Annotated in this window: 20 protein-coding genes and 1 pseudogene; 6 read left to right on the top strand and 15 right to left on the bottom strand. The window is 63.2% G+C overall.

Translation table 11 applies throughout. The features are described from left to right. Window positions 1-21: 21 nt before the first annotated feature. Window positions 22-1,824, bottom strand: coding sequence for an MOSC N-terminal beta barrel domain-containing protein (locus tag AC1IN8_RS04590; RefSeq protein WP_479758200.1), 1,803 nt, complete (start codon window positions 1,822-1,824; stop codon window positions 22-24). A gap of 352 nt (window positions 1,825-2,176) precedes the next feature. Here AC1IN8_RS04590 and AC1IN8_RS04585 point away from each other — a divergent pair, with 352 nt between their 5' ends. The 4 genes and pseudogenes from AC1IN8_RS04585 to AC1IN8_RS04570 all read left to right on the top strand — a co-directional run. Beyond that, window positions 2,177-3,823: an NAD(P)-binding protein gene (locus tag AC1IN8_RS04585; protein ID WP_479758199.1), complete on the top strand. Its 1,647-nt coding sequence runs from the start codon at window positions 2,177-2,179 to the stop codon at window positions 3,821-3,823. Continuing rightward, complete coding sequence (gene nifJ / locus AC1IN8_RS04580) at window positions 3,820-7,395, top strand: pyruvate:ferredoxin (flavodoxin) oxidoreductase (protein ID WP_479758198.1); 3,576 nt, start codon at window positions 3,820-3,822, stop codon at window positions 7,393-7,395. Before AC1IN8_RS04585 ends, nifJ begins: the two co-directional genes overlap by 4 nt. Before the next feature lie 237 nt (window positions 7,396-7,632). Beyond that, window positions 7,633-8,967 (top strand): KAP family P-loop NTPase fold protein, encoded by a 1,335-nt coding sequence (locus tag AC1IN8_RS04575; RefSeq protein ID WP_479758197.1) that lies wholly within the window; start codon window positions 7,633-7,635, stop codon window positions 8,965-8,967. Between the two features lie 180 nt (window positions 8,968-9,147). After that, a pseudogene (locus AC1IN8_RS04570) lies at window positions 9,148-9,240 on the top strand (SDR family NAD(P)-dependent oxidoreductase); the annotation flags it as partial. Window positions 9,241-9,374: 134 nt separating this feature from the next. On the opposite strand, the gene AC1IN8_RS04565 reads toward AC1IN8_RS04570, so the two are convergent. The 6 genes from AC1IN8_RS04565 to AC1IN8_RS04540 all read right to left on the bottom strand — a co-directional run bounded on the left by AC1IN8_RS04565 (window position 9,375) and on the right by AC1IN8_RS04540 (window position 14,690). Next, window positions 9,375-9,590, bottom strand: a complete 216-nt coding sequence (locus AC1IN8_RS04565) for an HP1242/YdcH family protein (RefSeq protein WP_005313020.1) — start codon at window positions 9,588-9,590, stop codon at window positions 9,375-9,377. Between the two features lie 286 nt (window positions 9,591-9,876). After that, a complete protein-coding gene (locus tag AC1IN8_RS04560; RefSeq protein ID WP_139435139.1) occupies window positions 9,877-10,467 on the bottom strand; it encodes a hypothetical protein in 591 nt (196 codons plus the stop codon). A gap of 11 nt (window positions 10,468-10,478) precedes the next feature. Continuing rightward, window positions 10,479-11,825: an MATE family efflux transporter gene (locus tag AC1IN8_RS04555; RefSeq protein WP_479758196.1), complete on the bottom strand. Its 1,347-nt coding sequence runs from the start codon at window positions 11,823-11,825 to the stop codon at window positions 10,479-10,481. A gap of 139 nt (window positions 11,826-11,964) precedes the next feature. Beyond that, window positions 11,965-13,788: a SulP family inorganic anion transporter gene (locus AC1IN8_RS04550; protein WP_202046348.1), complete on the bottom strand. Its 1,824-nt coding sequence runs from the start codon at window positions 13,786-13,788 to the stop codon at window positions 11,965-11,967. Window positions 13,789-13,858: 70 nt separating this feature from the next. Beyond that, window positions 13,859-14,443 (bottom strand): nucleotidyltransferase family protein, encoded by a 585-nt coding sequence (locus AC1IN8_RS04545; protein WP_479758195.1) that lies wholly within the window; start codon window positions 14,441-14,443, stop codon window positions 13,859-13,861. Continuing rightward, window positions 14,433-14,690 carry a GNAT family N-acetyltransferase gene (locus AC1IN8_RS04540; RefSeq protein ID WP_427230564.1) on the bottom strand — a complete coding sequence of 86 codons (258 nt, stop codon included), beginning with the start codon at window positions 14,688-14,690 and terminating at the stop codon, window positions 14,433-14,435. Before AC1IN8_RS04540 ends, AC1IN8_RS04545 begins: the two co-directional genes overlap by 11 nt. Window positions 14,691-14,836: 146 nt before the next feature. Between AC1IN8_RS04540 and cysM the strand changes: the two genes are divergently transcribed. Further along, entirely contained in the window at window positions 14,837-15,739 is a 903-nt protein-coding gene (cysM, locus tag AC1IN8_RS04535; RefSeq protein ID WP_479758193.1) for a cysteine synthase CysM, read from the top strand. Between the two features lie 37 nt (window positions 15,740-15,776). Here cysM and AC1IN8_RS04530 read toward each other — a convergent pair whose 3' ends face one another. The 4 genes from AC1IN8_RS04530 to AC1IN8_RS04515 are packed head-to-tail and all read right to left on the bottom strand — an operon-like array spanning window position 15,777 to window position 19,501. Beyond that, the gene (locus AC1IN8_RS04530) at window positions 15,777-16,961 is read right to left on the bottom strand and encodes an iron-containing alcohol dehydrogenase (RefSeq protein WP_479758192.1); all 1,185 of its coding nucleotides are present in this window, start codon (window positions 16,959-16,961) and stop codon (window positions 15,777-15,779) included. Window positions 16,962-16,978: 17 nt separating this feature from the next. Further along, window positions 16,979-17,485, bottom strand: a complete 507-nt coding sequence (locus AC1IN8_RS04525; RefSeq protein ID WP_479758191.1) for a hypothetical protein — start codon at window positions 17,483-17,485, stop codon at window positions 16,979-16,981. Then, window positions 17,475-18,065: a TetR/AcrR family transcriptional regulator gene (locus AC1IN8_RS04520; protein ID WP_479758190.1), complete on the bottom strand. Its 591-nt coding sequence runs from the start codon at window positions 18,063-18,065 to the stop codon at window positions 17,475-17,477. Before AC1IN8_RS04520 ends, AC1IN8_RS04525 begins: the two co-directional genes overlap by 11 nt. A gap of 8 nt (window positions 18,066-18,073) precedes the next feature. After that, window positions 18,074-19,501: a coniferyl aldehyde dehydrogenase gene (locus AC1IN8_RS04515; RefSeq protein WP_479758189.1), complete on the bottom strand. Its 1,428-nt coding sequence runs from the start codon at window positions 19,499-19,501 to the stop codon at window positions 18,074-18,076. A gap of 213 nt (window positions 19,502-19,714) precedes the next feature. On the opposite strand from AC1IN8_RS04515, the gene AC1IN8_RS04510 reads away from it, so the two are divergent. After that, entirely contained in the window at window positions 19,715-20,008 is a 294-nt protein-coding gene (locus tag AC1IN8_RS04510; RefSeq protein ID WP_025326337.1) for a hypothetical protein, read from the top strand. Window positions 20,009-20,074: 66 nt separating this feature from the next. Here the strand turns inward: AC1IN8_RS04510 and AC1IN8_RS04505 are convergent, their stop codons facing one another. The 4 genes from AC1IN8_RS04505 to AC1IN8_RS04490 form a co-directional block, all read right to left on the bottom strand. Beyond that, window positions 20,075-20,524 carry a C40 family peptidase gene (locus tag AC1IN8_RS04505; protein WP_202046340.1) on the bottom strand — a complete coding sequence of 150 codons (450 nt, stop codon included), beginning with the start codon at window positions 20,522-20,524 and terminating at the stop codon, window positions 20,075-20,077. A gap of 117 nt (window positions 20,525-20,641) precedes the next feature. Further along, window positions 20,642-21,556, bottom strand: a complete 915-nt coding sequence (locus AC1IN8_RS04500) for a hydrogen peroxide-inducible genes activator (RefSeq protein WP_202046339.1) — start codon at window positions 21,554-21,556, stop codon at window positions 20,642-20,644. A gap of 313 nt (window positions 21,557-21,869) precedes the next feature. Next, entirely contained in the window at window positions 21,870-22,835 is a 966-nt protein-coding gene (locus AC1IN8_RS04495) for an alpha-L-glutamate ligase-like protein (protein WP_025326340.1), read from the bottom strand. Between the two features lie 3 nt (window positions 22,836-22,838). Further along, window positions 22,839-24,377, bottom strand: coding sequence for an inactive transglutaminase family protein (locus AC1IN8_RS04490; RefSeq protein ID WP_202046338.1), 1,539 nt, complete (start codon window positions 24,375-24,377; stop codon window positions 22,839-22,841).

The raw sequence follows: 24,377 nt of genomic DNA, 5'->3' as shown, positions 1-24,377 counted from the left end.
GACCCGTGCGGCGCCATCCTCCTATTTGATCACCAGATCGGAGAGGGGCACGGCGCAGCAGGTGAGGATCTTGCCCGCGGCCCGCTCGGCGGCTGTGATGGCCGGGGCGTCCGGATGATCCACCTCCCCTTCGAGCAGGGTCTGCTTGCAACTGCCGCAGATGCCGGCGCGGCAGCTCCAGGGCAGCTCCACCCCCTGCTTGTGGGCCTGATCCAGCACAGTGCCCTGATTGTTGCCAGCGAAGGTCTGCTCGCCGATGCGCAGTTGCACTGCCTTGTGGGGACGGGCCACCGAGAGGATGGCCCCGCCAAAGCTCTCCTGGCGGATGCGCTCGGCGGGCACGCCAAGGGCGGTCAGTCTGGCGGCCGCATCGGCCATAAAGCCGTGGGGGCCGCACAGGAAGATCTCCCGTGCCAGCAGATCCCTGACCTGCTCGAGGTGCCCCTTGCCAAGGCGACCGCTCATGCCCTGCCAGTGGCCATCGGGCTGGCTCAGGATCAGGGTCAGTTGCATGCCTGCCTGACTCATGGCGTGCAGCTCGGTGGCGGCCGGAATGTCGGCCTCGCTGCGGCACAGGTGCATAAAGTGAACATCTTCCAGCTCCCCGCGCCGCGCCAGGGTGCGGGCAATGGACAGCATGGGGGTGACGCCTGAACCCGCCGAGAGCAGCAGCAGCTTGCGCTCTGTGCCTAAGTGAAACTCGCCGGCCGGGGGGGCGGCCAGCAGGTGATCGCCCATGCGCAGCTCATGGTGAAGCCAGGGGGAGATGCGGCCATCGGCCAGCTTCTTGACGCTGATGCTGTAACGCTCCGGCCTCTCCGGGGTGGAGCTCAGGGTGTAGCGGCGCTGTTGCCGTTCCCCCTTGATGTCGAGGCTGATGGGCAGGTGCTGGCCAGGCAGATAGTCGGGCAGGGGCTCGCCGTCGGCGGCCTCGAACCAGAAGGTCTCCAGATCCCGGGCCAGGGGCTCGCGGGCGACGCAGACCAGCTCCCGCTTCTTCGGCGCCGCATTGGGGTAGACGGGGGGACGGGCGGTTTCCAGCACCTGGATCTCGCTCCCTGCCTCAATCCAGCCCTCGTTCAGCGCCACCAGATTCTGGCCGAAATAGACCTCCCCATCCTCGCCACGGCGGTAGCGGGTGAGGGTGGCGAGCGGCTCTTTCAGCGCGTTGAAGCGATCCGTGCCCGCCTCCACCGTGGTCATGATGCAGCGGCTGCACGGCTTGGCCACCAGAAACTCCACCTCGCCGATGCGGATCCGCTTCCAGCCATCCTCCTCGAACGGGCGGGTGCCGCTTGCCACCAGGTTGGTGCGAAACTGGCTCATCTGGTGCAAGGCATCGGATCTCAGGTTGAGGTCATCCAGCGAACTCTGGCTGATCAGCAGCAGGGGATAACCGTCGGCAAAGCTGACCCGGGTGCCGGTCTTCTCCCGAAAGCGGTCAGAGGTTTCGCCGAGCCAGAGCAGGCGAACCGGCTCCCCCGCCACCCGGCTCAGCCACTCATCGGCCTGGGACTGGGTGTGCAGGGCATGGAAGCTGTCGCCCCAGACGCCTGTGGCCTGGGGGGCGCGGCTGAAGTCCGCTTCCTGCAGCCTGAGCTGCGCCATTCCGGGGTAACGCAGTTGCAGGCCGCCCTCCACCGGGGTGGCCGTCACCAGTTGCAGTTGGGGATGGGTGCGGGCTGTGATGAAGCTGCCGTCCGGCTTGACCACCATGTAGCGGCGATCCCCCAGCAGCCCCTCCTCGGTCACCCGGGCACGGGTCAGCGGCATGCCCGCCGTCGATTTGATGGGGTAGAGATGTATGCTGGCGAGGCTGGGCATGTCAGGGTCCTTGTGCTGTGGCGATTCCAGTGAAGAGGGCAAGATAACGATTCCTGCCCCGTGCGGCAATCCTCTCTTGCCCCCCATCATGGGGGGGCAGGCGAGGAGGCGCCTGATCGGTGCAGGCCAACGGCGCCATGTGATCGGGGTCGTATCCCGGGGGAAACGCCTCATAAAGCGCAACATTTATTGATCCTGATCCACCATGTCGTACAAAAAACGGCCCATCATCGAGCCAGCTTCCAGTTTCTGACGCTTTCGCTTCTTCCCTCTCCGGCCACCGTCTGCCCAGGCAACACGGTATCAAGCGCCATCGGAGCGGGCCTGTTACCCAACAAGAAGAAAGCAATGTATGAGCAAACAACTGGATATGACCCCACAGCCGGATCTCTCCCAGAAGACGGGAACAGGCCCGGTCCGCACCCGGCTGCCCGTCTGGCAACCGGCCCTGCCACCTTGCAACCATGCCTGCCCGGCTGGCGAGAACATCCAGGCCTGGCTTGCCTTGGCCGAAGCGGGCCGCTTCGAGGCGGCCTGGCAGCGACTCATCGAAGAAAACCCCCTGCCCGCAGTCCATGGCCGGGTCTGTTATCACCCCTGCGAAAGCGCCTGCAACCGGGCCCAGGTGGATGACGCCGTCTCCATCCACGCCATTGAGCGCTTCCTCGGTGACGAGGCGCTGGCCCGTGGCTGGCTGCCTGCGCCGCCTGCGCCTGCCAGTGGCAAGAAAGTGCTGGTGATCGGCGCCGGGCCCTCTGGTCTTTCTTGCGCCTGGCACCTCAACCGGCTCGGCCATCAGGTGGAGATCCGCGAGGCGGGACCACTGGCGGGCGGCATGCTGCGCTTCGGCATCCCCGCCTACCGCCTGCCCCGCGATGTGCTGGACAGGGAGGTGGCCCGCATCCTGGCCGCAGGTGTCACCCTCACTCTCAATCACAAGGTGGAAGACGTGCTCAAGGCGCGTGATGAGGGGGGCTTTGACGCCGTCTTTATGGCCATCGGTGCCCATCTGGCCAAGCGGGTCGATATTCCGGCCCGCGAGGCGGGCAAGATCCTCGATGCGGTGAGCTTCCTCGAGCAGGCCAGTCTTGCCGAAGAGCAGGGCTTGCCGCCCCCCAGACTGGGACGACGAGTAGCCATCTACGGCGGCGGCAACACCGCCATGGACGCGGCCCGTACCGCCCGTCGCCTCGGGGTGGAAGAGGCGATGATCATCTACCGCCGCGACCGGGATCATATGCCTGCCCACGCCTTCGAAGCCGACGAGGCCGAGGAGGAGGGGATCAAGATCAACTGGCTGCGCAGCATTCGCCAGCTCGACAACACCAATATCGAGGTGGAGGTGATGGCGCTGGATGAGCAGGGCAAGCCGGTGCCCACCGGCCAGTTTGAAACCCTCGAAGCGGACTCCCTGATCCTGGCGCTCGGTCAGGAGGTAGACCTCTCGGTGCTGGAGAGCATTCCCGGCGTGCGGGTCAACAAGGAGGGGGTGGTGCAGGTGGCGGGAAACCTGATGACGGATGTGCCGGGTCTGTTTGCCGGCGGCGACATGGTGCCCTCCGAGCGCACCGTCACCATCGCCACCGGCCATGGCAAGAAGGCGGCGCGCCATATGGATGCCTGGCTGCGCGGTCGCCACTACCACAAACCGCTCTCCTATCCATTGGTGGGGCCGGAGCAGTTGCAGCTCTGGTTCCAGACACAGGCTCCGGCCAGCAGTCAGCCGGTCAAACCGGCGTGGGCGCGAGACGACTTTGGCGAGATCATCGGCGGGCTGGATGAGGTGGCCGCCCGTTACGAGGCGGCGCGCTGTTACTCCTGCGGCAACTGCTTCGAGTGTGACGGCTGCTATGGCAGTTGCCCCGAGCAGGCCATCGCCAAGCTGGGGCCGGGTCTGGGGTATCAGGTGGATGCCGAGAGCTGCACCGGCTGCGGTGCCTGCCACGACCAATGCCCTTGCCACGCCATCCTGCTGCGCCAACCGGAGGTGTCCCAATGAAACATGAACTGATCATGGTCGACGGCAACGAAGCCGCGGCCCGGGTGGCCTACCAGCTGAGCGAAGTGTGTGCCATCTACCCCATCACCCCGAGCTCGACCATGGCCGAACTGGCCGACGCCTGGGCGGAACAGGGGCAGACCAATCTCTGGGGCAATATCCCCACAGTGGTGGAGATGCAGAGCGAAGGGGGGGCGGCCGGCACGGTGCACGGCGCCCTGCAGGCGGGGGCGCTCGCCACCACCTTTACCGCAAGTCAGGGACTGATGCTGATGCTGCCCAACATGTACAAAATCGCCGGGGAATTGACCGCGGCTGTGTTCCATGTGGCGGCCCGATCGCTCGCGGCGCAGGGGCTGTCGATTTTTGGCGACCATCAGGATGTGATGGCGGCGCGCAGCACCGGCTTTGCCATGCTCGCCTCCGGCTCGGTGCAGGAGGCGCAGGACTTGGCCTTGGTCGCCCATAGCGTCACCTTGCAGTGCCGAGTGCCCTTTATCCACTTCTTCGATGGCTTTCGTACCTCCCACGAGGTGAACAAGATCCTCGCCCTGCATCGAGATGAAATTCGGGCCCTTATCGACAACGACTGGGTACGCGCCCACCGTGCGCGGGCGCTCAACCCGGATCATCCGGTGATGCGCGGCACCGCCCAGAACCCGGACACCTATTTCCAGTCCCGTGAGAGCGTCAACCCCTTCTACGAGGCGGTGCCGGCGCGGGTGCAACAGTGCATGGAGAGCCTCGGCAAGCTGACCGGCCGCCACTACCATCTGGTGGAGTACCACGGCGCAACCGATGCCACCGACGTCATCGTGCTGATGGGCTCGGGGGCGGCTACCGCCCGCACCACGGTCGATTGGCTCAACCGGCAGGATCGCAAGACCGGGGTGCTGGTGGTGCGCCTCTATCGCCCCTTCCCGGTGCAGGCGCTGCTCGATGCCCTGCCCGCGAGCGTGCGCCGCATCGCCGTGCTGGATCGCACCAAGGAGCCGGGGGCGGGGGGCGAGCCGCTGCTGCTGGATGTGCAGAGCGCCCTCATCGACGGCTTGCAGCGGGGCCTTGTCAAGCGCCTGCCCTGGCTCAGTGGCGGCCGCTACGGCCTCTCTTCCAAGGAGTTCACCCCCGCCATGTGTGCGGCAGTGTTCGAGGAGCTCTCCTCCGATGCGCCGCGCCCACGCTTTACCGTGGGAATTGTCGATGATGTGTCGGGCCTCAGTCTGGCCTGGCACCCCATCGGCGATCTCGAACCTGCCAGTCGGGTGCGGGCGCTGTTCTTCGGCCTCGGTGCCGACGGCACGGTGGGCGCCAACAAGAACAGCATCAAGATCATCGGCGAGCTGGAGGGCTTCCACGCCCAGGGTTATTTCGTCTACGACTCCAAGAAGTCGGGCTCGCGCACCGTGTCCCACCTGCGCTTTGGCCCCGATCCCATAGACGCCCCCTGGCTTATCGAGCAGGCGAGCTTTATCGGTTGCCACCAGTGGGGTTTTGTCGAATCTGTGGATCTGCTGGAGCACGCCGCCGAAGGGGCGACCCTGCTGCTCAACGCCCCCTATGAGGCTGACAAGGTGTGGGGCCAGCTGCCCGAGCGGCTGCGCGCCCGTATCCGCGCCCTCAATATCCAGCTCTACTGCATCGATGGGGATCGGGTGGCCGAGCAAAACGGCATGGGCAATCGCATCAACACCATCATGCAGACCTGCTTCTTCGCGCTGGCCGGGGTGCTGCCGCGGGACGAAGCCATTGCGCTCATCAAGGAGAGCATCGAGAAGAGTTATGCCCGCAAGGGGCCCGAGGTGGTGGCGCGCAACTTCGCCGCGGTGGACGATACCCTGGCTCACCTCTGCAAGGTGGTGATCCCGGCCGGTGACGAGCAGATCAGCGACTATCCGCTGCCACTGGCACCGGGGGGCAGCGAGTTTGTCCAGCGGGTCACTGGCGAGATGCTGGCGGGGCGTGGCGATCTGATCCCCGTCTCCATGCTGCCGGTGGATGGTACTTACCCCACTGCCACCAGCCGCTTCGAGAAGCGGGATATCGCCCGCGAGATCCCGATCTGGAATTCGGATATCTGCATCCAGTGCGGCAACTGCGTCTTTGTCTGCCCCCACGCGGCGCTGCGGGCCAAGTTCTACCATCAGGACTGGCTGGCGACTGCCCCCGAGGCGGCCCAGTCGGTGCCCGTCACCGCCAAGGGCTTCCCCGACAGCCGCTACACCTTGCAGCTCTATCCGGAAGATTGCACCGGCTGCGGTCAGTGCGTGCAGGCCTGTCCGGTGCGAGCCGGGGCGGATGAAAGTCACGAGGGCGAGCGCGCCATCACCATGATGGACAAGGCGCCGCATCTGGCGGGTCAGAAGCAGGCGCTGCGCTGGTTCGAGAGCCTGCCCTGGCCTGCCCGCGAGCGGGTGGATTTCTCCACGGTGCGCGGAGCCCAGTTCCTCGAACCCCTATTCGAGTTCTCCGGTGCCTGCGCCGGCTGTGGCGAGACCCCCTACCTCAAGTTGCTGACCCAGCTGTTTGGCGATCGCATGCTGGTGGCCAACGCCACCGGTTGCTCATCCATCTATGGCGGCAACCTGCCGACCACTCCCTGGGCCAAGAACGGCGAAGGGAAGGGGCCAGCCTGGTCGAACTCCCTGTTCGAGGACAACGCCGAGTTCGGCTTTGGTTTTCGTCTCACCGCCGATCAGCATCATGGTCAGGCGGTGACGGCCTTGCAGGCGATGAAGGGGGAGCTGGGGGAAGCGTTGGTCGAGTCGCTTATCAAGGCTCCGCAGCGGCTGGAGTCGGAGATCCGCGCCCAGCGCACCCGGGTGGCGCAAGTGCGGGAGCGATTGGAAGAGGTGAAATCCGGCAAGGCTCGCGAGCTGCTGTCACTCATCGATCAGCTGGTGCGTCGCTCGGTCTGGATCATCGGCGGCGATGGCTGGGCCTATGACATCGGCTCATCGGGGCTCGATCATGTGCTCGCCTCCGGGCGCGATGTGAACGTGCTGGTGATGGATACCGAGGTCTACTCCAACACCGGCGGCCAGATGTCGAAATCGACCCCGCTCGGCGCCGTCGCCAAGTTCGCGGCGGGGGGCAAGACGCTGGCCAAGAAGGATGTGGCGCTGCAAGCCATCTCCTACGGCAACGTCTATGTGGCCCGTATCGCCTTTGGTGCCAACCCGCAGCAGGCGCTGCAGGCCTTGCGTGAAGCGGAGGCCTATCCGGGCCCGTCGCTGATCATCGCCTACAGCCACTGCATCGCCCACGGCATCGATATGGAGTTTGGCCTGACCCAGCAGAAACGCGCCGTCGCCTCCGGTCACTGGCCGCTGATGCGCTACAACCCCGTACTGCGCAGCGCGGGGCAGAACCCCTTCAGCCTCGACAGCCTGCGCCCCTCCATCCCGCTCGCCGAGTACCGCCAAGAGGAGAACCGCTACCAGGTGCTGGCACAGAGTCATCCCGAGGAGGCGGAGCGGCTGATGCAGGTGGCGCAGCAGGTGGTCTGGCAGAGGTGGAGCACCTACGAGGAGATGGCGACCCGCGAGGCCAGCCATTTCCATCCGCCGGTGTGATGATGGGGTTAATTCTGTATAAACAAGCGGGCCATTGGCCCGCTTTTATGTATTGGAAATACACGAATTGCTCACAGGGAAAACGCATTTTGTCCGATGGAAAGTACTGTTACAGAATGATCATGCATTGATGGAAATAACAAAATTATTGATATAAAGGTCTCATGTGGGCATGATGCACTCATGAAGATTTTTAATATATCTATTCTATAAATAATATTTTATTTGGGGGAAGGGATGAAATTAACAGTTCCGGAGTTAAAAATTAATGATGGTGAAGGGTTCTCAACAGAAAAAGATTTGTTTATTCGAAAGCCGTTTGGTGACCGACTTTATAATTTGATAATGAATTCTGATGATAATTTGGTGCTGGCCTTGGATGCTCAATGGGGTGAAGGCAAAAGCACATTTATAAAAATGTGGTCTGGTGAGAATAAATATAAGCAAGAACCTCCTCTTGAAACAATATATTTCGATGCATTTGAAAATGATTACCAAAAAGAACCATTCTTAGCTCTCGCCTCAGAAATATATGAGTTACTAGAGGACAAGGCTGAAAGTAAGAAAGTGGAGTTCAAGCAAAAAGCAGCTCAGGTCTTTAAAACTTTTAGTCGAGGCATGATTAAAACAGGCATTCGGCTAGGTACTGCTGGTCTAATTGATGGATCGATACTCGAACAAGCTGAAAATGATATTTCTACATTGGTTTCTGAGCAAGTAGATTCAGTTATTGCCTCAAAGTTCGAGAGTTCTAAAGCAGATAAATTAGCATTGAGCAATTTCAGAGAGTTTTTATCAGACATAGCGATCAATCATACACCCGGAAAACGCATAGTTTTTGTTATTGATGAGCTTGATCGCTGTAGGCCGGATTTTGCATTAGACCTACTGGAAAATATTAAACACTTATTTTCAGTATCAGGTATCACATTCTTGCTTGTTATGAATAGAAAGCAATTGGAGGAGTCGGTCAAGTGTCGATATGGTAATGGAATTGACTCCGTTACATATTTACAGAAATTTATTAATGTTTGGCTCTCCCTGCCTCGTTCATCTGGTAAATATCAGCAAGATGACGGCGCTAAATATCTAGCTACAGCTTTTTATTTAATGAACGAGGGGAGAAAAATTCACAATGAAAATGCTGTGCAAACACTAAAGTCTTTGGTTAAACATTTAAAGCCATCATTACGCGACATAGAACGAATGTTAACCTATTTTGCGATAATAGAAAATTCTCGTAATGAATCTATGAACGATTTTTACCAAGAAATAATGGCGACAGTTTGCTTTATGAAAGTTGCTAATCCAAGAATGCTGGATGCAGTAATTAGTAAACATGCTAACGCTCAAGATTTATTAGACTTTCTAAAAATATCTGAAGGTTCAAATTACTCTGAAGAGTATGCGCTTGAGTATTTGGCTGCGGAAATAGAGTTTGATCTTTCTTCGGAAGAACGTAGGAAGGTGATGCAGGAAAGTAAATTGTTAGATTTCAGATATGGGCGCCTTCCGAGTCAAGTTTTTGATTATTTCTATCAGGAGCTCAATAACATTCAGCCAGTTAGATAATGATTGTTTTTTTACGTTTTTTAGAGGGCGGCTTTATAAAGGCATGGCAATTTAAACTACCCACCTGCAAATAGAAAAATGCCGCCGTCTTGGTAGTATTTGTCTATTTGCAGGCCAAGGGTTTCTTTTCCTTCCAAGGTAGATAAGCTGCGGGGCAAATAGCGTCAAGCAAGTGAAGGGATGATGACAGAACAACATATAACCGGGGCGAGCGGCATTCTGGGGGCGGGTTGGCTCGGGCTGCCGCTGGCGCGTGCCTTGTTGGCAGCAGGTAGCTATCACGGCTAGCAGCGGCGAGAGTACCGCCTGACATGGTCTGCCCCGCACCGTCGTGAACGGCCAATAAAAAGCCCGGCTTTAAGCCGGGCTGGGGGATAAGTTGCTTATCCGGGTATTCGTCGAGGCGTCTAGTGTGGATGTTGTTTGAGGATGTCGTATATCTCCTCTTTCAGTTTAAGTTTCTGTTTTTTCAGATCCTTCACCTCGGAGCTGTAATCGCTGGCGTGATGTTTTTCCAGCTTCCTGATCTCCGCATCCAGGTCGTTGTGCAAGTCAAACTTCTTTTGGAAATGGACATCACTGCTCTTCAGTTTCGAGATGAGATCTCTGTACTCCGGGAACATGTAATGAAGCCTCCTTGGTGTCGTTTGATTGTGCCTTGACCTTCAAACTACCCCTTACCCCGGGAGATAAATGTGATCCCGATCCAATTTGGGGCAATGGGTTTGCTGCATCTGGCGGATGATTTTTAACTGATTGAATCACAAGCAGATAAGTGATTTATGAGGAGGGCAGAGAGGCGGGAATCGGGATCCCGTTCACAGTTGTGACCCTTTGGTGACAGCCAAGGGCCGCCGGGCGGGCAGCAAGAAGGGGCGCAGGGCCCCTTCTTGGTAACAGGTGTGGCGTTTACTCTTTTTTCTTTTTCTTCTCGGGCAGGGGCTGACCGCCTCGGGCAATCACCTTGCCCACCTCGAAGCCTATCTGGGCCGCCAGCTCTTCCAGATCCGGGGCCTTGGCCTCGTTGCCGATGGCGTACTGGTAGTTGGCTATGGTGATCTTCTCGGCCACCGGGGTGCCCGGCACTATGGGCTCACGCCAGCCCTGGCCCACATGGGCCACCAGGGTACCGTTCATGATGAGTTCGCCGACTATCTCCTGGGTGGGGATGCCCTTGCCGTAGGTGAGGCCCTGAGGGTGCTTTTTGCCGACCAGGGGTTCGGTGCTTGCGGGCACCAGCTTGGTGCGGATCAGCCACTTGGGATCCTTGTGCTTGCCCACCGCCTTGCCGGTCTGGTACTCGTTGATCTTGATGGTCTTGATCATCTGGGCCATGAAGTCCTTGGTCAGGGCCTTCTGCGCCTCGCTGGTCTGGTCGATGACGATGGGGGCCACGTACCAGGTCTGGGGGGCTTGCGCCTTGGGGGCCGCCGGAGCGGTTTGTGCCATGGCGAGCGGGCTGAGCAGGATGGCCGCCAACAAGAGTCCGATTTTCTTCATTGTGATTCCGCTTATGTTTCGACAAGAATTTTGTTTTGCCAGCGACGACTGCGCCAGCGCCAGAACATGGCCAGACCGCGAACCCACTCGTCGCAGGCCAGCGCCAACCAGATGCCTACCAGGCCATAGCCCTGCATGATACCAAGGAAATAGGCGAGGGGAACGGCAATGCCCCACATGGAGACGAGCGCCATGTAGAGCGGGAAACGGGCATCCCCGGTGGCGCGCAGGGCGTTGATCACCACCAGGTTGAAGGTGCGGCCGGGCTCGAGGATGAGGCTGATGAGGAACAGCTGCGCCACCTGGGTGATGATGTCGGCGTCGTCGGTGAACAGGCTGATGATGGCGCGTCCGTTCAGGGCCGCGGCGATGGCAATCAGGCTGGTGACGATGAGGCCGAGCTTGAGGCTCTTGATGAGCTGGCGATAGGCCTGCTCGAAGCGACGGGCTCCCGCGAGGTGGCCGATGATGATCTCGTTGCCAAGGCCGATGGAGAGGCCGAACAGCAGGATGAACAGGCAGATCTGGAAGAAGTAGGACTGGGTCGCCAGCGCCTTGTCGCCGAGCAGGCCGACGAAGGCGGTCACCACCATGAACTGCAGCATCCAGGAGAGGTTCTCCCCCGCCGCTGGCAGGCCGATGTGCAGCACCTTGTCCAGCATGGCGCGGCTTGGCCGGAAGATCTCCGGCAGCCGCAGCCGTATGCCGGTCTTGCGCGCCACCAGCCACACCAGCAGCACCACGCCGACGATGCGCCCGACAACAGTGCTGATGGCGACCCCGGCGACCCCGAGCTGGGGCAGGCCGAACCAGCCGTAGAGCAGCAGCAGGTTGCCGACGAAGGTGATGAGGTTGACGATGAGGGTCACGTACATGGCCTGACGGGTGTGGCCATGGGCGCGCAGGGTGGCGGCCAGGCAGAGCGCCGCCGCCTCCGGCAGCAGGCAGAGCCCGATGATCTGCAGGTAAAGGGTGGCATCCCCCATCAGGTGGGCGGGCAGGTTCATCAGCGCCAGCATGGTGCTGGCACCGGCCATGACCCCGACCGCGGCCACCAGCCCCACCAGCAGGTTGAAGCCGATGGCGGTGTGGATGACCACGCGCGCCTTCTCCCTATCCCCCGCCCCCAGGTACTGGGTGATCACCACGCTGGTGCCTATGCTGACGAAGCTGAACAGGGTGATGGCGAGATCGAACACCTGATTGCCCACCGCCAGCGCCGCCACCCCCTGGTAGGAGACGTGGCCCACCATGAAGGTGTTGAGGGCCCCGGTCAGGAAGTGCAGGGCGAGATCGATGAACAGTGGCCAGGTCAGGGCGAAGAGGGAGCCCGGGCCCGCGTGGGATTGAGTCTGCATGGGATGTCCAAATACTGGGGATGGCCCTCGTCAGCGCCATCTGGACGGGCATTTAACACCAAGCGGGTGCGGGGTGCAATCCTGCCCTGAGCAAAGAGGGGGACGGGCCGGCCCGGCACCCTCTCGCTGGGTGGCGCCGTCAGACCGGGGTGGCGCCCGCTTCCTGTTCGCAGGGCCGGGTGAGGCGTGCCGAGTCCGGCAGCTCGTCGTCCTGGGGCCAGCGGGAGAGCAGGGTATCCGTGGTGCTCTCCACCACCTCGTCATCCTTGAACACCGGCTCCCGGTAGCAGCGGGTCATGCGCAGGGCCTGATACATGTCGGGACTGAGGATGACCCCCTCGTCCCCGATCCGGATCCCTGCCTGCTTGAGCCACTGGGTCATCTGGCCGTGGCGACCGGCCATCACCATGTGGATGCCACGGCGCCTGAGCTCCTTGTGCAGCTCCCCCACCATGCTCATCACGCTGATGTCCTGATGGGTGAAGCAGGCCACCGCGTCCACCACCAGGCACTTGGGATTGTGGGGATCCTGCACCAGCAGCGCCAGCACCCGCCGCTTGAAGTAGGGGGCGTTGAAGTAGGTGAGCGGCGAGTTGAAGCGATAGACCAGAATGCCGGGAATCGCCTTGGCCTGCTCGTTGTCTCCCAGGGTGCGCACCACCCCCTCGTCGTCCATGCCGAGCAGCTGATCGGTGGGACGCATCACGTTGCGCAGGAACTGGAACAGGCCCAGCAGGACGGCCAGGGTGATCCCCGGAATGACCCCCATGGTCAGCACGCTGATGAAGGTGATGAGGGCCAGCCAGAAGGCGGCGCGGTCCGAGTCGCGCAGGGCCCAGAGGCCGCGAAAATCGGTGAGCGACAGGGAGGCCATCACCAGCACCACCCCGAGGGCTGCGGTGGGGATGAATTTAAGCGGCGCCGTCAAATAGAAGGTGATGAGGGCGATCACCGCCGCGGCGATGATGGAAACCAGCTGGCTCTTGCCGCCGTTGGCGTCGTTGACCGCGGTACGTGAATCCGCCCCGCTGATGGCAAACCCCTGGGAGACCGCAGAGGCGAGGTTCGCCATGCCCAGCGCCCTGAACTCCTTGTCCGCGTCGATCTCGTAGCCGTTCTTGGCGGCGAAGCTGCGGGCGGTGAGCATCATGGAGACGAAGCTCACCATGGCGAGGTTGAGCGCCGGCAGCACCAGCTCGCGCATCAGGCCGGGGGGGAATTCCGGCATCTGGAAGGCGGGCAGGCCCGAGCCCACGGCCCCCAGGGTGGCGATGTCGAACTGGCCGAGGTTGAGGGCCCACACCAGGGCCGCCGTCACCACCATGGCCACCATGGAGGAGGGCCAGGATGGCTTGTAGCGCTTGGCCAGCAGTAGGGTGAGCAGGGCGGTCAGGCTCATGGCCAGGGTGGGCAGATGGGTCTGGGTAATGTAGTCGGTGCCATTCAGGATCCGCTCGATGAGATAGCGCTCGCTGAAGGTGAAGCCGAAGATCTTGGAGAGCTGACCCACCATGATGGTGATGGCCACCCCGTTGAGCAGCCCCATCAGGATGGGGCGGGAGAGAAAGTCCGCCAGCACCCCCAGCTTGAAGCGGCTGGCGATGAGGCACCAGAAGCCGGTCATGGCGGTCATGGTCATCACCAGTTGCCACTGGCGGGTGGGATCCCCGGCGGCGAGCGGCGTCACAACGGCGGCGATGACGGCGCAGGTGGCGGCGTCCGGGCCGACGATGAGCTGGCGGGAGGTGCCAAAGAGGGCGTAGACCACCATGGGCAGTATGCAGGAGTAGAGGCCGACGATGGCGCCCACGCCGGCGAGCTCCGCATAGGCGATGGCCACGGGCAGGGCCACGGCCGCCACCGAGAGTCCAGCGCGAAGATCCGGCATCAGCCAGGCCCGCTGGTATTGCAGCAGGGCGGCGAGGCCCGGCAGCCAGCGTTCGAGTGAGAAGAAGTCGCGCATTATTTAACCCATTGAGTTACAAACATCTTTTTCTTAGTGTGCCCAAGGTTGTCGGCCCATTGCAATCCGGTCATGGCCAGTTCACCACCAGATCAGGCCAGATGCGCTGCCACTGTTTGTCCCTGATCCTGTCGATGAAGATCCGGCTCTCCTGCCGGCAGCGCGGATTGGGGCTCACCTGCAGGGACCAGTTGGGGCCAAAGCCGTAGGGAGCCAGCCACTGGAACTCATCGTTTTCCAGCAGGCGGACCCCGATGCAGGTGGGTATCTCCACCCAGTGGCCGAGCGCCACCAGCGAGCTGGCAAAGGGAGCCACTTGCTGGCGCACATGCATGCGCGCCTGGTTGCGCACCTCCCAGCGCTGGCCGGGTAGACGCTCCGCCAGCCAGGCTTCGTGCTCCCGCTCGGCGGCACCTTCCGGATCGCCTGGATCCAGATAGACAAGATCTATGTCGTTGAGGGGGGTGGGCTCGGCCTTGTGATGGAGATGATCCCAGATGAGGTTGCGCACAAAGCCCGCCCCCAGCGCCCAGTCCGGCAGGGCCAGCTCCCGCGCCGTTCGCAGGCAGGCCATGCGCAGGGGATCGGCCCGCAGCAGGGCCTCGGTGTGGGCTTGCAGCTGCGCCTCCCGGGGGGCTTGTGCCTCAACCGGCATGACGGCGCAGCCAGACGTCTATGTAGCTGCAGCTCGGCACTATGGTGAGCCCCTCTGCCCGGGTCCAGTCGTAGAAGTTGCGAGCCAGCCTGTCGGCAATGCCCTGTCCCCTCAGCTCGGACGGCACTTGGGTGCTGCAGGCGTCCACCGTGGTTGCGTCCAGCATGCGGTAGCTGAGGCGAGAGGTCTTGCCGTCCACCACGCAGATGAACTGCTGCTGGTCGGCCTGATGAAGAATGTCGCTCATGGAGGCTCCTCAAAGGGTGGGGAAGGGGTATCAGAGCATGCTGGCCGGACTTTGCCAACCGTGCTCTTTGCGGGCCGAGGAGGCTCGCTTACACTGACCGGCCTGCGAGCGGCTCGCTAGGCAAGGTATAGAACAGTTAGCAGAGGATGGATCCCGTTATGGCCTTCGCCACCCTGGAAGATCTGATTGGCAATACCCCGTTGCTGCGCCTGCGCCGCATCAACCCCTGTCCCGACGTGACCCTGCTGGTGAAGCTGGAGGGCAACAACCCCGCCGGCTCGGTCAAGGACAGGCCGGCCCTGAACCTCATCCGGGCGGCGGAGGCGAGCGGTCACTTAGGGCCAGGAGCACGACTCATCGAGGCCACCTCGGGCAATACCGGCATAGCGCTGGCCATGGTGGCGGCGGCCCGGGGATACCGGATGCGCCTCGTCATGCCCAGTACCATGAGCCAGGAGCGGCGCGACGCCATGCAGGCCTACGGCGCCGAGCTGGTGCTGGTGGAAAACGGCATGGAGGAAGCTCGGGATCTGGCGCTGGCCATGCAGGCCCGCGGCGAGGGGCTGGTGCTCGATCAGTTCAACAACCCGGCCAACCCGGATGCCCACTACCTCTCCACCGGCCCCGAGATCTGGCGCCAGAGCGCGGGGGCAATCACTCACTTCGTCTCGGCCATGGGCACCACGGGCACCATCATGGGGGTCTCCCGCTACCTCAAGGAGCAGAACCCGGCGGTGCAGGTGATAGGCCTGCAACCGGCAGAGGGGAGCCAGATCCCGGGCATTCGCCGCTGGCCAGAGGCCTATATGCCCGCCATCTTCGAGCCTGCGCGGGTCGATCGGGTGCTGGATGTGACCCAGGAGGAGGCGCTCGCCACCATGCGCCGGCTGGCGCGGGAAGAGGGGATCTGCTGCGGGGTCAGCTCGGGGGGCGCCGTGGCCGGCGCCCTGCGGGTGGCGGCGGAGATCAAACAGGGGGTGGTGGTGGCCATCATCTGCGATCGGGGGGATCGCTACCTCTCCACCGGGGTCTTCACGCCGCCCATCTGATCCAGTGCCCCCGACCCTCTGCAGACTGGCTTGGGGGTCATTCCCATACCTGCTCCAGCAGGGCCAGCAGTTGTTCCCTGTCCGCATCCTTGCGGTTGTAGAGCAGGGCGCCGTCGTTGATGGCGAGATCCCGGATATCCTTGAGCACGGCTCTGTCCGTCACCCCGGCTTCCGCCAGGGTGCGCGGCAGCCGCACCGCCTCCCACAGGGTGTCGCGCAGGGCGCAGAGTGCATCCAGGGTGGCCTGGGGGCGCAGCGCCTCTGGGGTGGCGGCGAAGCGCTCCGGCCCCGCCAGCGGCAGCAGCAGACGGGCCAGCTCAGGGTCTATCTGCGGCCTGTTGTAGTCGAGCACAGTGGGCAGGAAGAGGTTCATGCACAGGCCGTGGGGCAGGTGGCAGCGGGCCCCCAGGCTGTGGCCGAGGGCGTGCACCAGCCCCACCATGGAGTTGGAAAACGCCATGCCCGCCAGGGTGGAGCCCTCCGCCAGCTGCAGTCGCAGGCGCTTGTCCTCGGGGGCCAGCAGCACCCTGGGCAGGGCATCGGCTATCTTCTCCACCGCCATCAGGGCCAGGGCGTCGCTGACCGGGTTCTTGCCGTTGCCGATGAAGGCCTCGATGGCGTGGGTCATGGCGTCCATGGCGGTGGCGGCCGTGATGGGCAGCGGCAGCCCCTGGGTGAGGCGCGGATCCAGCACCGCCAGCTGGGGCAGCAGGAAGGGGGAGGTGAAGGGCACCTTGCGCCCGCTCCCCTCGTCCCGGATCACCGCCACCAGGGTCACTTCGGAGCCGGTGCCCGCCGTGGTGGGCACCACCGCCAGCGGCTTGAGGGGCCGGGTCAGGCAGCCTGCCCCCGCGTGATCCAGCAGCCGCTCCCCGCCCAGGGTGACCAGGATGTTGACCGCCTTGGCGGTATCGATGACGGAGCCGCCCCCCAGGGCCACCAGGCTGTCACAGCCCAGCTCCCGCCAGCGGGCGGCGATGCGCTCCACCACGGCGGTGGAGGAGTCGGCGGGGATCTCGTCCCAGATGGCGGCCACCGGCAGGCCTCCCTCCGCCAGCACATTGGCCAGCAGGGTGGCGAGCCCGCTGCCGCCGACTCCCTTGTCGGTGAGCAGCAGCGGACGGCGTGCCCCCAGTGCCATCAGCTCGTCCGGGAGCTGCTCCAGCGCCTGCTCCCCCGCCATCAATCTGACCGGACAGAAGAAATCGTAATAACGGCTCATGGTGTTCATCCTTCTCTTCAACCGGTCAGCAGACCCAGGTAGATGTGGCAGGCTCGCGTCAGCTTGTGGCGCGGGTTCGGGTAGTGGCGCAGCAGGGGCCGCGCGATGAAGGCAGGCAGGATCAGCGCTTGCAGCTGCTCCAGCGCCCGCACCAGGTGCATGGCCGCCCCGAGATCCCCCTCCACCAGCAGCCGGTTCTCGCAGAAGGCCTGATTGATGCCGAGGCGAAAGCTGAGGGCGCGAAAGGCGATGGCGGGGTGCTTGAAACGTACCCGCAGCGGGTGCAGGCCGCCGGGATCGGGCGCAGCGCCGCAGCGCCAGCGACCCCCTGACTTGTACAGGGTCAGCCCCCGTTTTATGCCGCTCACCTCCAGCCGGATGCAGAGCCCCTCCGGCAGGGGGGCGAGCTCGCGGCGCACCGCCTCGTCGACCCGGGCGGCGCGGCACAGGGTGCGGCCGATGACCCAGAGCAGGCCCCCTATCCAGAGGCGCCTGCCGGTGGCAAGCCAAGGATCAAGCGTCATCAAGACCTCCTGCGATGGCGGACCAGAAGAGGGCGAAGGCGCTGGCCTGCCAGTGGGGATCCTCCCCGAGCTCGGGCTGGTCGACAAAGAGGGAGGCGCAGGCCAGGAACTGGCTCTGGCACACCTCCAGCATCAGGACGGGGGGCGCCTGCATCAGCTCGCCGCTGGCCTGCCCCTGGGCGAGCAGGCGCGGCAGGAAGCGCAGTGTCTCCCCCAGGATCTGGCTTCGCAGGGATCTGGCCAGCAGGGGGGAGTGGAAGAAGCCCAGCACGAACTTGAGCTCGTGGGGATGGGCCTGCATCCAGCTCATCGCCTGACTCCAGTAGTGGCGCGCCTGCTCCCTGAGGGGCAGGGCCGGATCCGCCTCGCTGATGGCGGCCCCAAGGCGCAGCTTGACGTCCTGGTAGAGCTGTTGGATCAGCAGCTCCTTGCTGGGAAAGTGGTGGAACAGGGTGCCGTTGGCCACCCCGGCCGCCCGGGCGATGCGGGCGGTGGCGGCCCCCTGCAGGCCATCCTCGGCGCACAGGGCAAGGGCGGCATCCAGGATCTGGCGGCGTTTGTCTGTCATGGGATCGCTCATGCTGCCTCCTAGCGCAGGAACAGGGCCATCATCAGCCGCTGGTACCAGCGCCGATAAGGGGGGTGGATCAGGGTTCCGGCGCTGAAACGGCCGCGGCGCAGCACGGTTTTCGCCTTGGAGAAGGTGAGAAAACCCTCGTGGCCGTGGTAGTGACCCATGCCGGAGGGGCCTATGCCGCCGAAGGGGGCGTCGTCCGCCGCCACCTGGAACAGGCACTCGTTGATGGCCATGCCACCGGCGTGGGTCTCCCGGATGAGTCGGTGCTGCAGCGCCGGATCCAGGCTCATCAGATAGAGCGCCAGCGGGCGTGGCCGGGCCGCCACATAGGCAATGGCCTCCTCGATGCTGTCATAGGGCACCAGGGGCAGCAGGGGACCGAAGATCTCCTGCTGCATCAGCTGGCAGTGGCCGGGCACCTCGGTCAGCAGGTGGGGCACCAGGCGGCGGGTGCCGTCATCCCGGGCCGGCGAGGCGCAAGGGTGCACCTCGGCACCCGCCTGTTTCGCCTCCGCCAGCCAGGCGGTGAGCCGCTCATACTGGGCCCCGTTGATGATGGAGCCGTAATCCGGGCTATCCAGCCCCTTGGGATAGAGGCGGCGAAAGTGCGCCTGATAGGCCTCGATAAAGGCCTGCTCCTGCCCTCGCGGCAGCAACACATAGTCCGGGGCCACGCAGATCTGGCCGGCGTTGAGGCTCTTGCCGAAGATCATCCGCTCCACCGCCAGGGCCAGGGGCATGTCGGGGGCGATGAGGCAGGGGCTCTTGCCACCGAGCTCCAGGGTCAGCGGCGTGAGCTGGGGGGCGGCGGCGGCCATCACCCGCCTGCCCACCGCGGTGGAGCCGGTGAACAGCAGATGATCGAAGGGGAGGGTGCTGAAGGCGGCCGCGAGTCCCGCGTCCCCCTCGATGACCACCACCTCGTCATCGTCAAACACCCGGGCCAGCAGGGTGCGCAGCACGGCGTTGGTGTGAGGGGTGAACTCGGAGAGCTTGATCATGGCGCGGTTGCCGGCGGCGATGGCGCCGATGAGGGGCCCCAGGCTCAGCATCACAGGGAAGTTCCAGGGCACCATGATGCCGATGACGCCCAGCGGCTGATAGTGCACCTCGACCCTGGCGGGGGCCAGCAGCAGGCCGGGATGGCGCCGCACCGGCCTCATCCACCCCTTGAGCCGTTTCAGGCTGTAGTTGATCTGCATGACGCAGGGCAGGATGTCGGCGACCAGGGAGTCGTAGTCGCTGCGCTGGCCATAGTCCAGGGCCAGGGCGTCGCACAGGGGTTGCTTGTGGGCGAGCAGGGCTCCCTTGAGTGCGATCAGCCGGCTGCGGCGCTGTGCCAGGCTCGGCATGGGATGGGCCTGGCAGGCCTGCTTGAGGCGGTGCAACTGCTCGGGCAGGGAGAACTTGTCTGGGGACTCTGTTGATATGGCTTCCATGGCTTGCTCCGCACAAAAACTGACCGACTGATTAGTCGGTCCAAGCCTAGCGCCTTGTTGCCAGCTTGTAAACAGGGGTGTGCCGGAGCGAGGGCGGCTGGGGGGCCCTGTCCGTGGGAACTGTGCTCGGCCCCACAGTTTTGGGGTATCTCGATTGGTGAATTATCCAATAAGGGGTAGTTTTTGCTTATCAACTCAAATGGAGAGCAGCACATGACCAGGGAATTGCACAGCCTGCTGGCCCGGCTGGACGATGTGATCGAGCGGATGCCGGACAGTTTCAACACCTATGAGTTTGCCCAGAAGCTGGCGCTGCAACATCAGCGGGAGTATTTCGCCGCGGGCCACTCCCTGGCGGAGCAGGAGAAGAACCTGCTGCGCCTGCTCCACGAGAAGATTGCCGAGGCGCTGGCGGCCAGCGATGGGCTGATCGAGGGAGCCCTGCTGCCCTGCGTCACCCCCTGGGGGGAGCGGGCCACCTCGCCCCGCTGGCACCGCAAGCACTGAGCCTCTGCGCGGCACAAAAGAAGAAGGCCCCTCGGGGCCTTCTTCTTTTCGGTTCGTTGGTGGCGGCTACTGGGTCAGGCGGCGGGCCTGCCAGTAGCGGCTGTTCCAGTAGACGTTGTCGAGGCGCGAGCGGATCACCCCCTTGCTGGTGGAGGCGTGAATGAACTCCCCGGCCCCGGTGTAGACCCCGACGTGGTACTGCTGCCAGCCGGTCTTGAAGAACACCAGATCCCCGTGCTGCAACCGGTATCTGTCCACCGGCCTGCCGAGACTGGCCTGGGATTCCGTGGTGCGGGGAAGGGTGAAGCCCAGCACCTGCTGGTAGGCAAGCTGGGTGAAGGCTGAGCAGTCGAGGCCGGCGCGACCAGTGCCGCCCATGCGGTAGGGGACGCCGCGCCACTGTTGATAGAAGCCGTCGAAGGCACTGGCCTGGCGGGCAGGCGGTGGCGGCTCCGGGGTACTGGAGCAGGCGACGACAAGCAGGGCCAGCAGGGGCGGCAGCAGGGTGCGAAACATCTCAACTCCTTGATAGGGCACGGGATTCATCATAGACGATGTTCCTGCCTGGAAGCTGAACAGCGATAGCATAAATGCTTGCCAAGGGCAGAAGACCAGCCCCCGGCAAGCCAGTCGTCACTCCGCCGCCTTGGGGGTTATCAGCGGCGTGAGCAGCTCGGCAATCTTGTAGAAGGTCTGCACCCGGGTGGTGCTGGGGCGCCACACCAGGCCTATCTCCCGATAGGGTTTCTCCCCGGGCAGGGGGATGGCCACCAGATCCGAGTTGTCGAGGATGCCCGCATCTATGGCCATCTGGGGCAGGAAGGTGGTGCCAAGGCCGGCGCCCACCATCTGCACCAGGGTGTGCAGGCTGGTGGCGGCGAAGGGGTTGATCTTGCTCTTGTCCCGCAGCCGGCAGGCGCTCACCGCGTGCTCGGTCAGGCAGTGCTCCCGCTCCAGCAGGAAGATGCTCTGGTTGGGCAGCTCCTTGTAGTCGAACGGCATGTGCAGCCCCGCCGCCATGTGGGAGGGCATCACCATGTGGAAGGGATCTTGCCCCACCGTCTTGCTGTGAAAGCCCCCTATCTCCACCGGCAGGGCCAGGATCAGCAGGTCGAGCTGGCCCTGCTCCAGCTGCTTGAGCAGGTTGGTGGTGGTGTCTTCCCGCAGCAGCAGCTCCAGCTCCGGATAGGCCTTGCCGCACCGCTGCAGCAGCTTGCTCAGCAGGAAGGGGGCTATGGTGGGGATGCAACCCAGGCGGACGGTGCCGTGCATGACCCCCCCCTGCTGCTGGCCGAGCTCCATCAGATCCCGGGCATCGGAGAGCAGGTTGCGCGCCCGCGCCACTATCTCCATGCCGACCGGCGTCATGATGAAGCTCTTGTGGTCACGCTCCACCAGTTGCAGGTTCATCATGTCCTCCAGGGTCTGGATCCCGGTACTCAGGGTGGACTGGCTGACATGACAGGCCTTGGCGGCGCGATTGAAATTCTTGTGCTCGTCCAGAGCGACCAGATACTGCAGCTGTTTCAGGCTGGGCCAACGTTGCATAGGGGAAACCCGATCGATGCTATCTATTTGATTTGATTAATCTACCATCGAGAGACTGCTTTGTCGCCGAGATTAGGCGCCCTCCTGGCAGGGTCCGTGCTTCGCGGGGCAGGAGAGGGGGGATAGGCCCGCCATCCACCTGCCCGTCGCGGCAACTACTGCCATGGGAGCTTATCCCCTTGTGCCAGCCCGTTGAAGGGGGGTTGCCATGGGATGTGACGGGGATCGGCCTTCCCCGGCGTCTTGCGGGGCCGCCCATGGCCGGCCATAAAAAAACGCGCCTGTTGGCGCGTTTTTGCAGGTGCGAGGCAGGCTATTCGTCGAAGATACCGAAGTGATCCTTGGCGAAGTTGACCCGCTGCTCCACGTTCATCTTGACCTGACCCAGCTTCTCTATGGTCTTGAGGTTGGGCACCAGGCCGCGACCGTTGGCGATCTGGATGGCGAGGCCGGGACGGGCGTTGAGCTCCAGCAGCATGGGGCCGCGGAACTTGTCCAGCACCATGTCGGTCCCGATGTAGCCAAGCCCCGACATCTCGTAGCAGGAGGCCGCCAGGGTCAGCAGGGTATCCCAGTGGGGCACCTTGAGATCGTAGAGATCCAGGCCGGTGTCCGGGTGGTGGCGCAGGGGGTTGCCAAACTGCACCGCCCGCAGGGCGCGACCGGTGCGCAGGCATAGACCCACCCCCACGGCGCCCTGGTGCAGGTTCGCCTTGCCGTCCGAGGCCGAGGTGGAGAGGCGCATCATGGCCATCACGGGGAAGCCCTTGAAGATGATCACCCGGGCATCGGGGACCCCTTCGAAGGAGTAGCCGTCGAACACGTCATCGAAGTTGATGAGGCCTTCCACCAGTGCCACGTCGGGCTTGCCGCCCAGGGAATAGAGGCCCGCCAGTATGTTGGAGACATGGCGCTCCAGATCCTGGCCGTTGCAGGCGCTGCCGTTGGGCTTGTAGAAGCTGCCCTCTTCCTGGCGCAGGATCACCAGGATCCCCTTGCCGCCGGAGCCGCGGGCCGGCTTGATGCAGAAGCCCGGCCAATCCTTCACCAGCTCGGTGATGCGGGTCACGTCGTGCTGCTCGCGGATGGTGCCGATGAGTTCGGGCACCGTCACCCCCGCGTCCAGCGCGATGCGCTTGGTCTTGAGCTTGTCATCCACCAGCGGGTAGAGACGACGCGGGTTGTAGCGGCTGATGTAGGAGTGGTTGCGTTTGTTCATGCCGAGGATGCCTGCTTGCGACAGGCTCCACGGGCTGGTGTATTTCTGCCAGAACCACATCTGTTACTTGTCCTTACCCGGGGTGGCACCGGACTTCATCTCGTCCACCAGCGGCTTGAAGCGCTTGAGCTCGCTCAGCTTGTAGCCGGTGTAGTTGCCCATCACCAGCACGGTGGCCATCAGCACCAGTTGCAGGCCGAGGAAGTTGAAGGTGAGGTGACGAATGAGCTCGTTGTCCATGGCCAGGTAGGCGATGACCGCCACCAGCAGGGAGCCGCCACCCTGGCGTACCACCTCTTTCGGACCCTCTTCTTCCCACAGGATGGACATCCGCTCAATGGTCCAGGAGAGGATGATCATCGGGAAGAAGGTGATCTTCATGCCGTCGGTCAGCCCCAGCTTGAAGGCAAAGGCCGAGAAGATGCCGATCATCGAGATCACCATGATGATGATCGCCGATATTCGCGCCACCAGCAGCAGGTTGAGCCTTGAGAGGTAGGAGCGGATCACCAGGCCGGTACCGACGATCAGCAGGAAGCCGATGAGACCGGTGACCAGCGAGGTCTGGATGAAGGCGACCGCGATCAGCACAGGCATGAAGGTGCCCGAGGTCTTGATACCGACGATGACCCGCAGGAAGACCACCATGAGCACGCCGATGGGGATCAGCAGCAGACCCTTGAACAGGGCCTGCTCTTCCAGGGGCAGGCTGTGGATGGAGAAGTTCATCATCTCGGACTTCTCGAACTTCTGCGCCAGGGCCACGTTGACCGGTTGCTCCTGCTCGATCATCGAGAAGGTGACGCGGGAGTTGTGACCGCCGGTGACGTCCAGGAGGGCGCCGGAGTTGTATTCCCACAGCAGCAGGTTGCCCGGTTGTCCCTGTTCGCCGGTTTGCGGGTTGAACAGCTTGTAGTCGGTCGGGCTGTTGAACACCTGCAGGTAGTCCACCAGCTCCTGACGACGGCGACCATCTTCCAGGCTCAGGGCGTGCACCACCCGAGCAGGGACCTCGGCGTTGTTGAGCAGCTCGGCGATCAGGCTGGCTCGGCTCTTGTGGGATTTGAGCAGCTCGGCGTTCTGTTCCTGTTTCTCGATCTCCTTGATGATCTCGCGGGTCAGGGTGTAGCCGTCGGCGGAACGCTCCTGGGCGCGCTCGAGGATCTGCTTCATCGCGGTGGCGTAGGGCTCACTCTCGATCTGCTTCTCGATGGCAGGCGGCAGGGGGTTGGCGGCGGGCTTGGCATGGGCATCCGCCATCATGTCGACCCGGTAGTAGAGCTCCTGGCGGCCGGAGGCGCTGCGAATGGACCACTCGGCGCGGGCATCCCCGTCTTTTTCCACGAACGACAGGCCGTAGCCCGGGCTCGCGGCATTCTCGTTCATCAGGGTGAAGCCGGGCTGGGTGCCCGGAATGGCCAGGGAGGCGATCACCGGCTCGCCGGTGGCCTCGAACTCGAGCTTGGCTTCGATAGACCAGATCTGACGTTTTTCACCGGGCGTGAGGGGCACGTCCAGGGCGACATGGTGATAAAACGTCATTCCCAGGCCGACAATGAACAGCAGGGCGACCAGCAGATAGAACGGCTTACGGGAAACCAT

The organism is Aeromonas sp. 130281 (assembly GCF_056642115.1).
The sequence above is the reverse complement of the archived record's forward strand: the minus strand, read 5'-3'. Positions and strand labels throughout refer to the sequence as shown.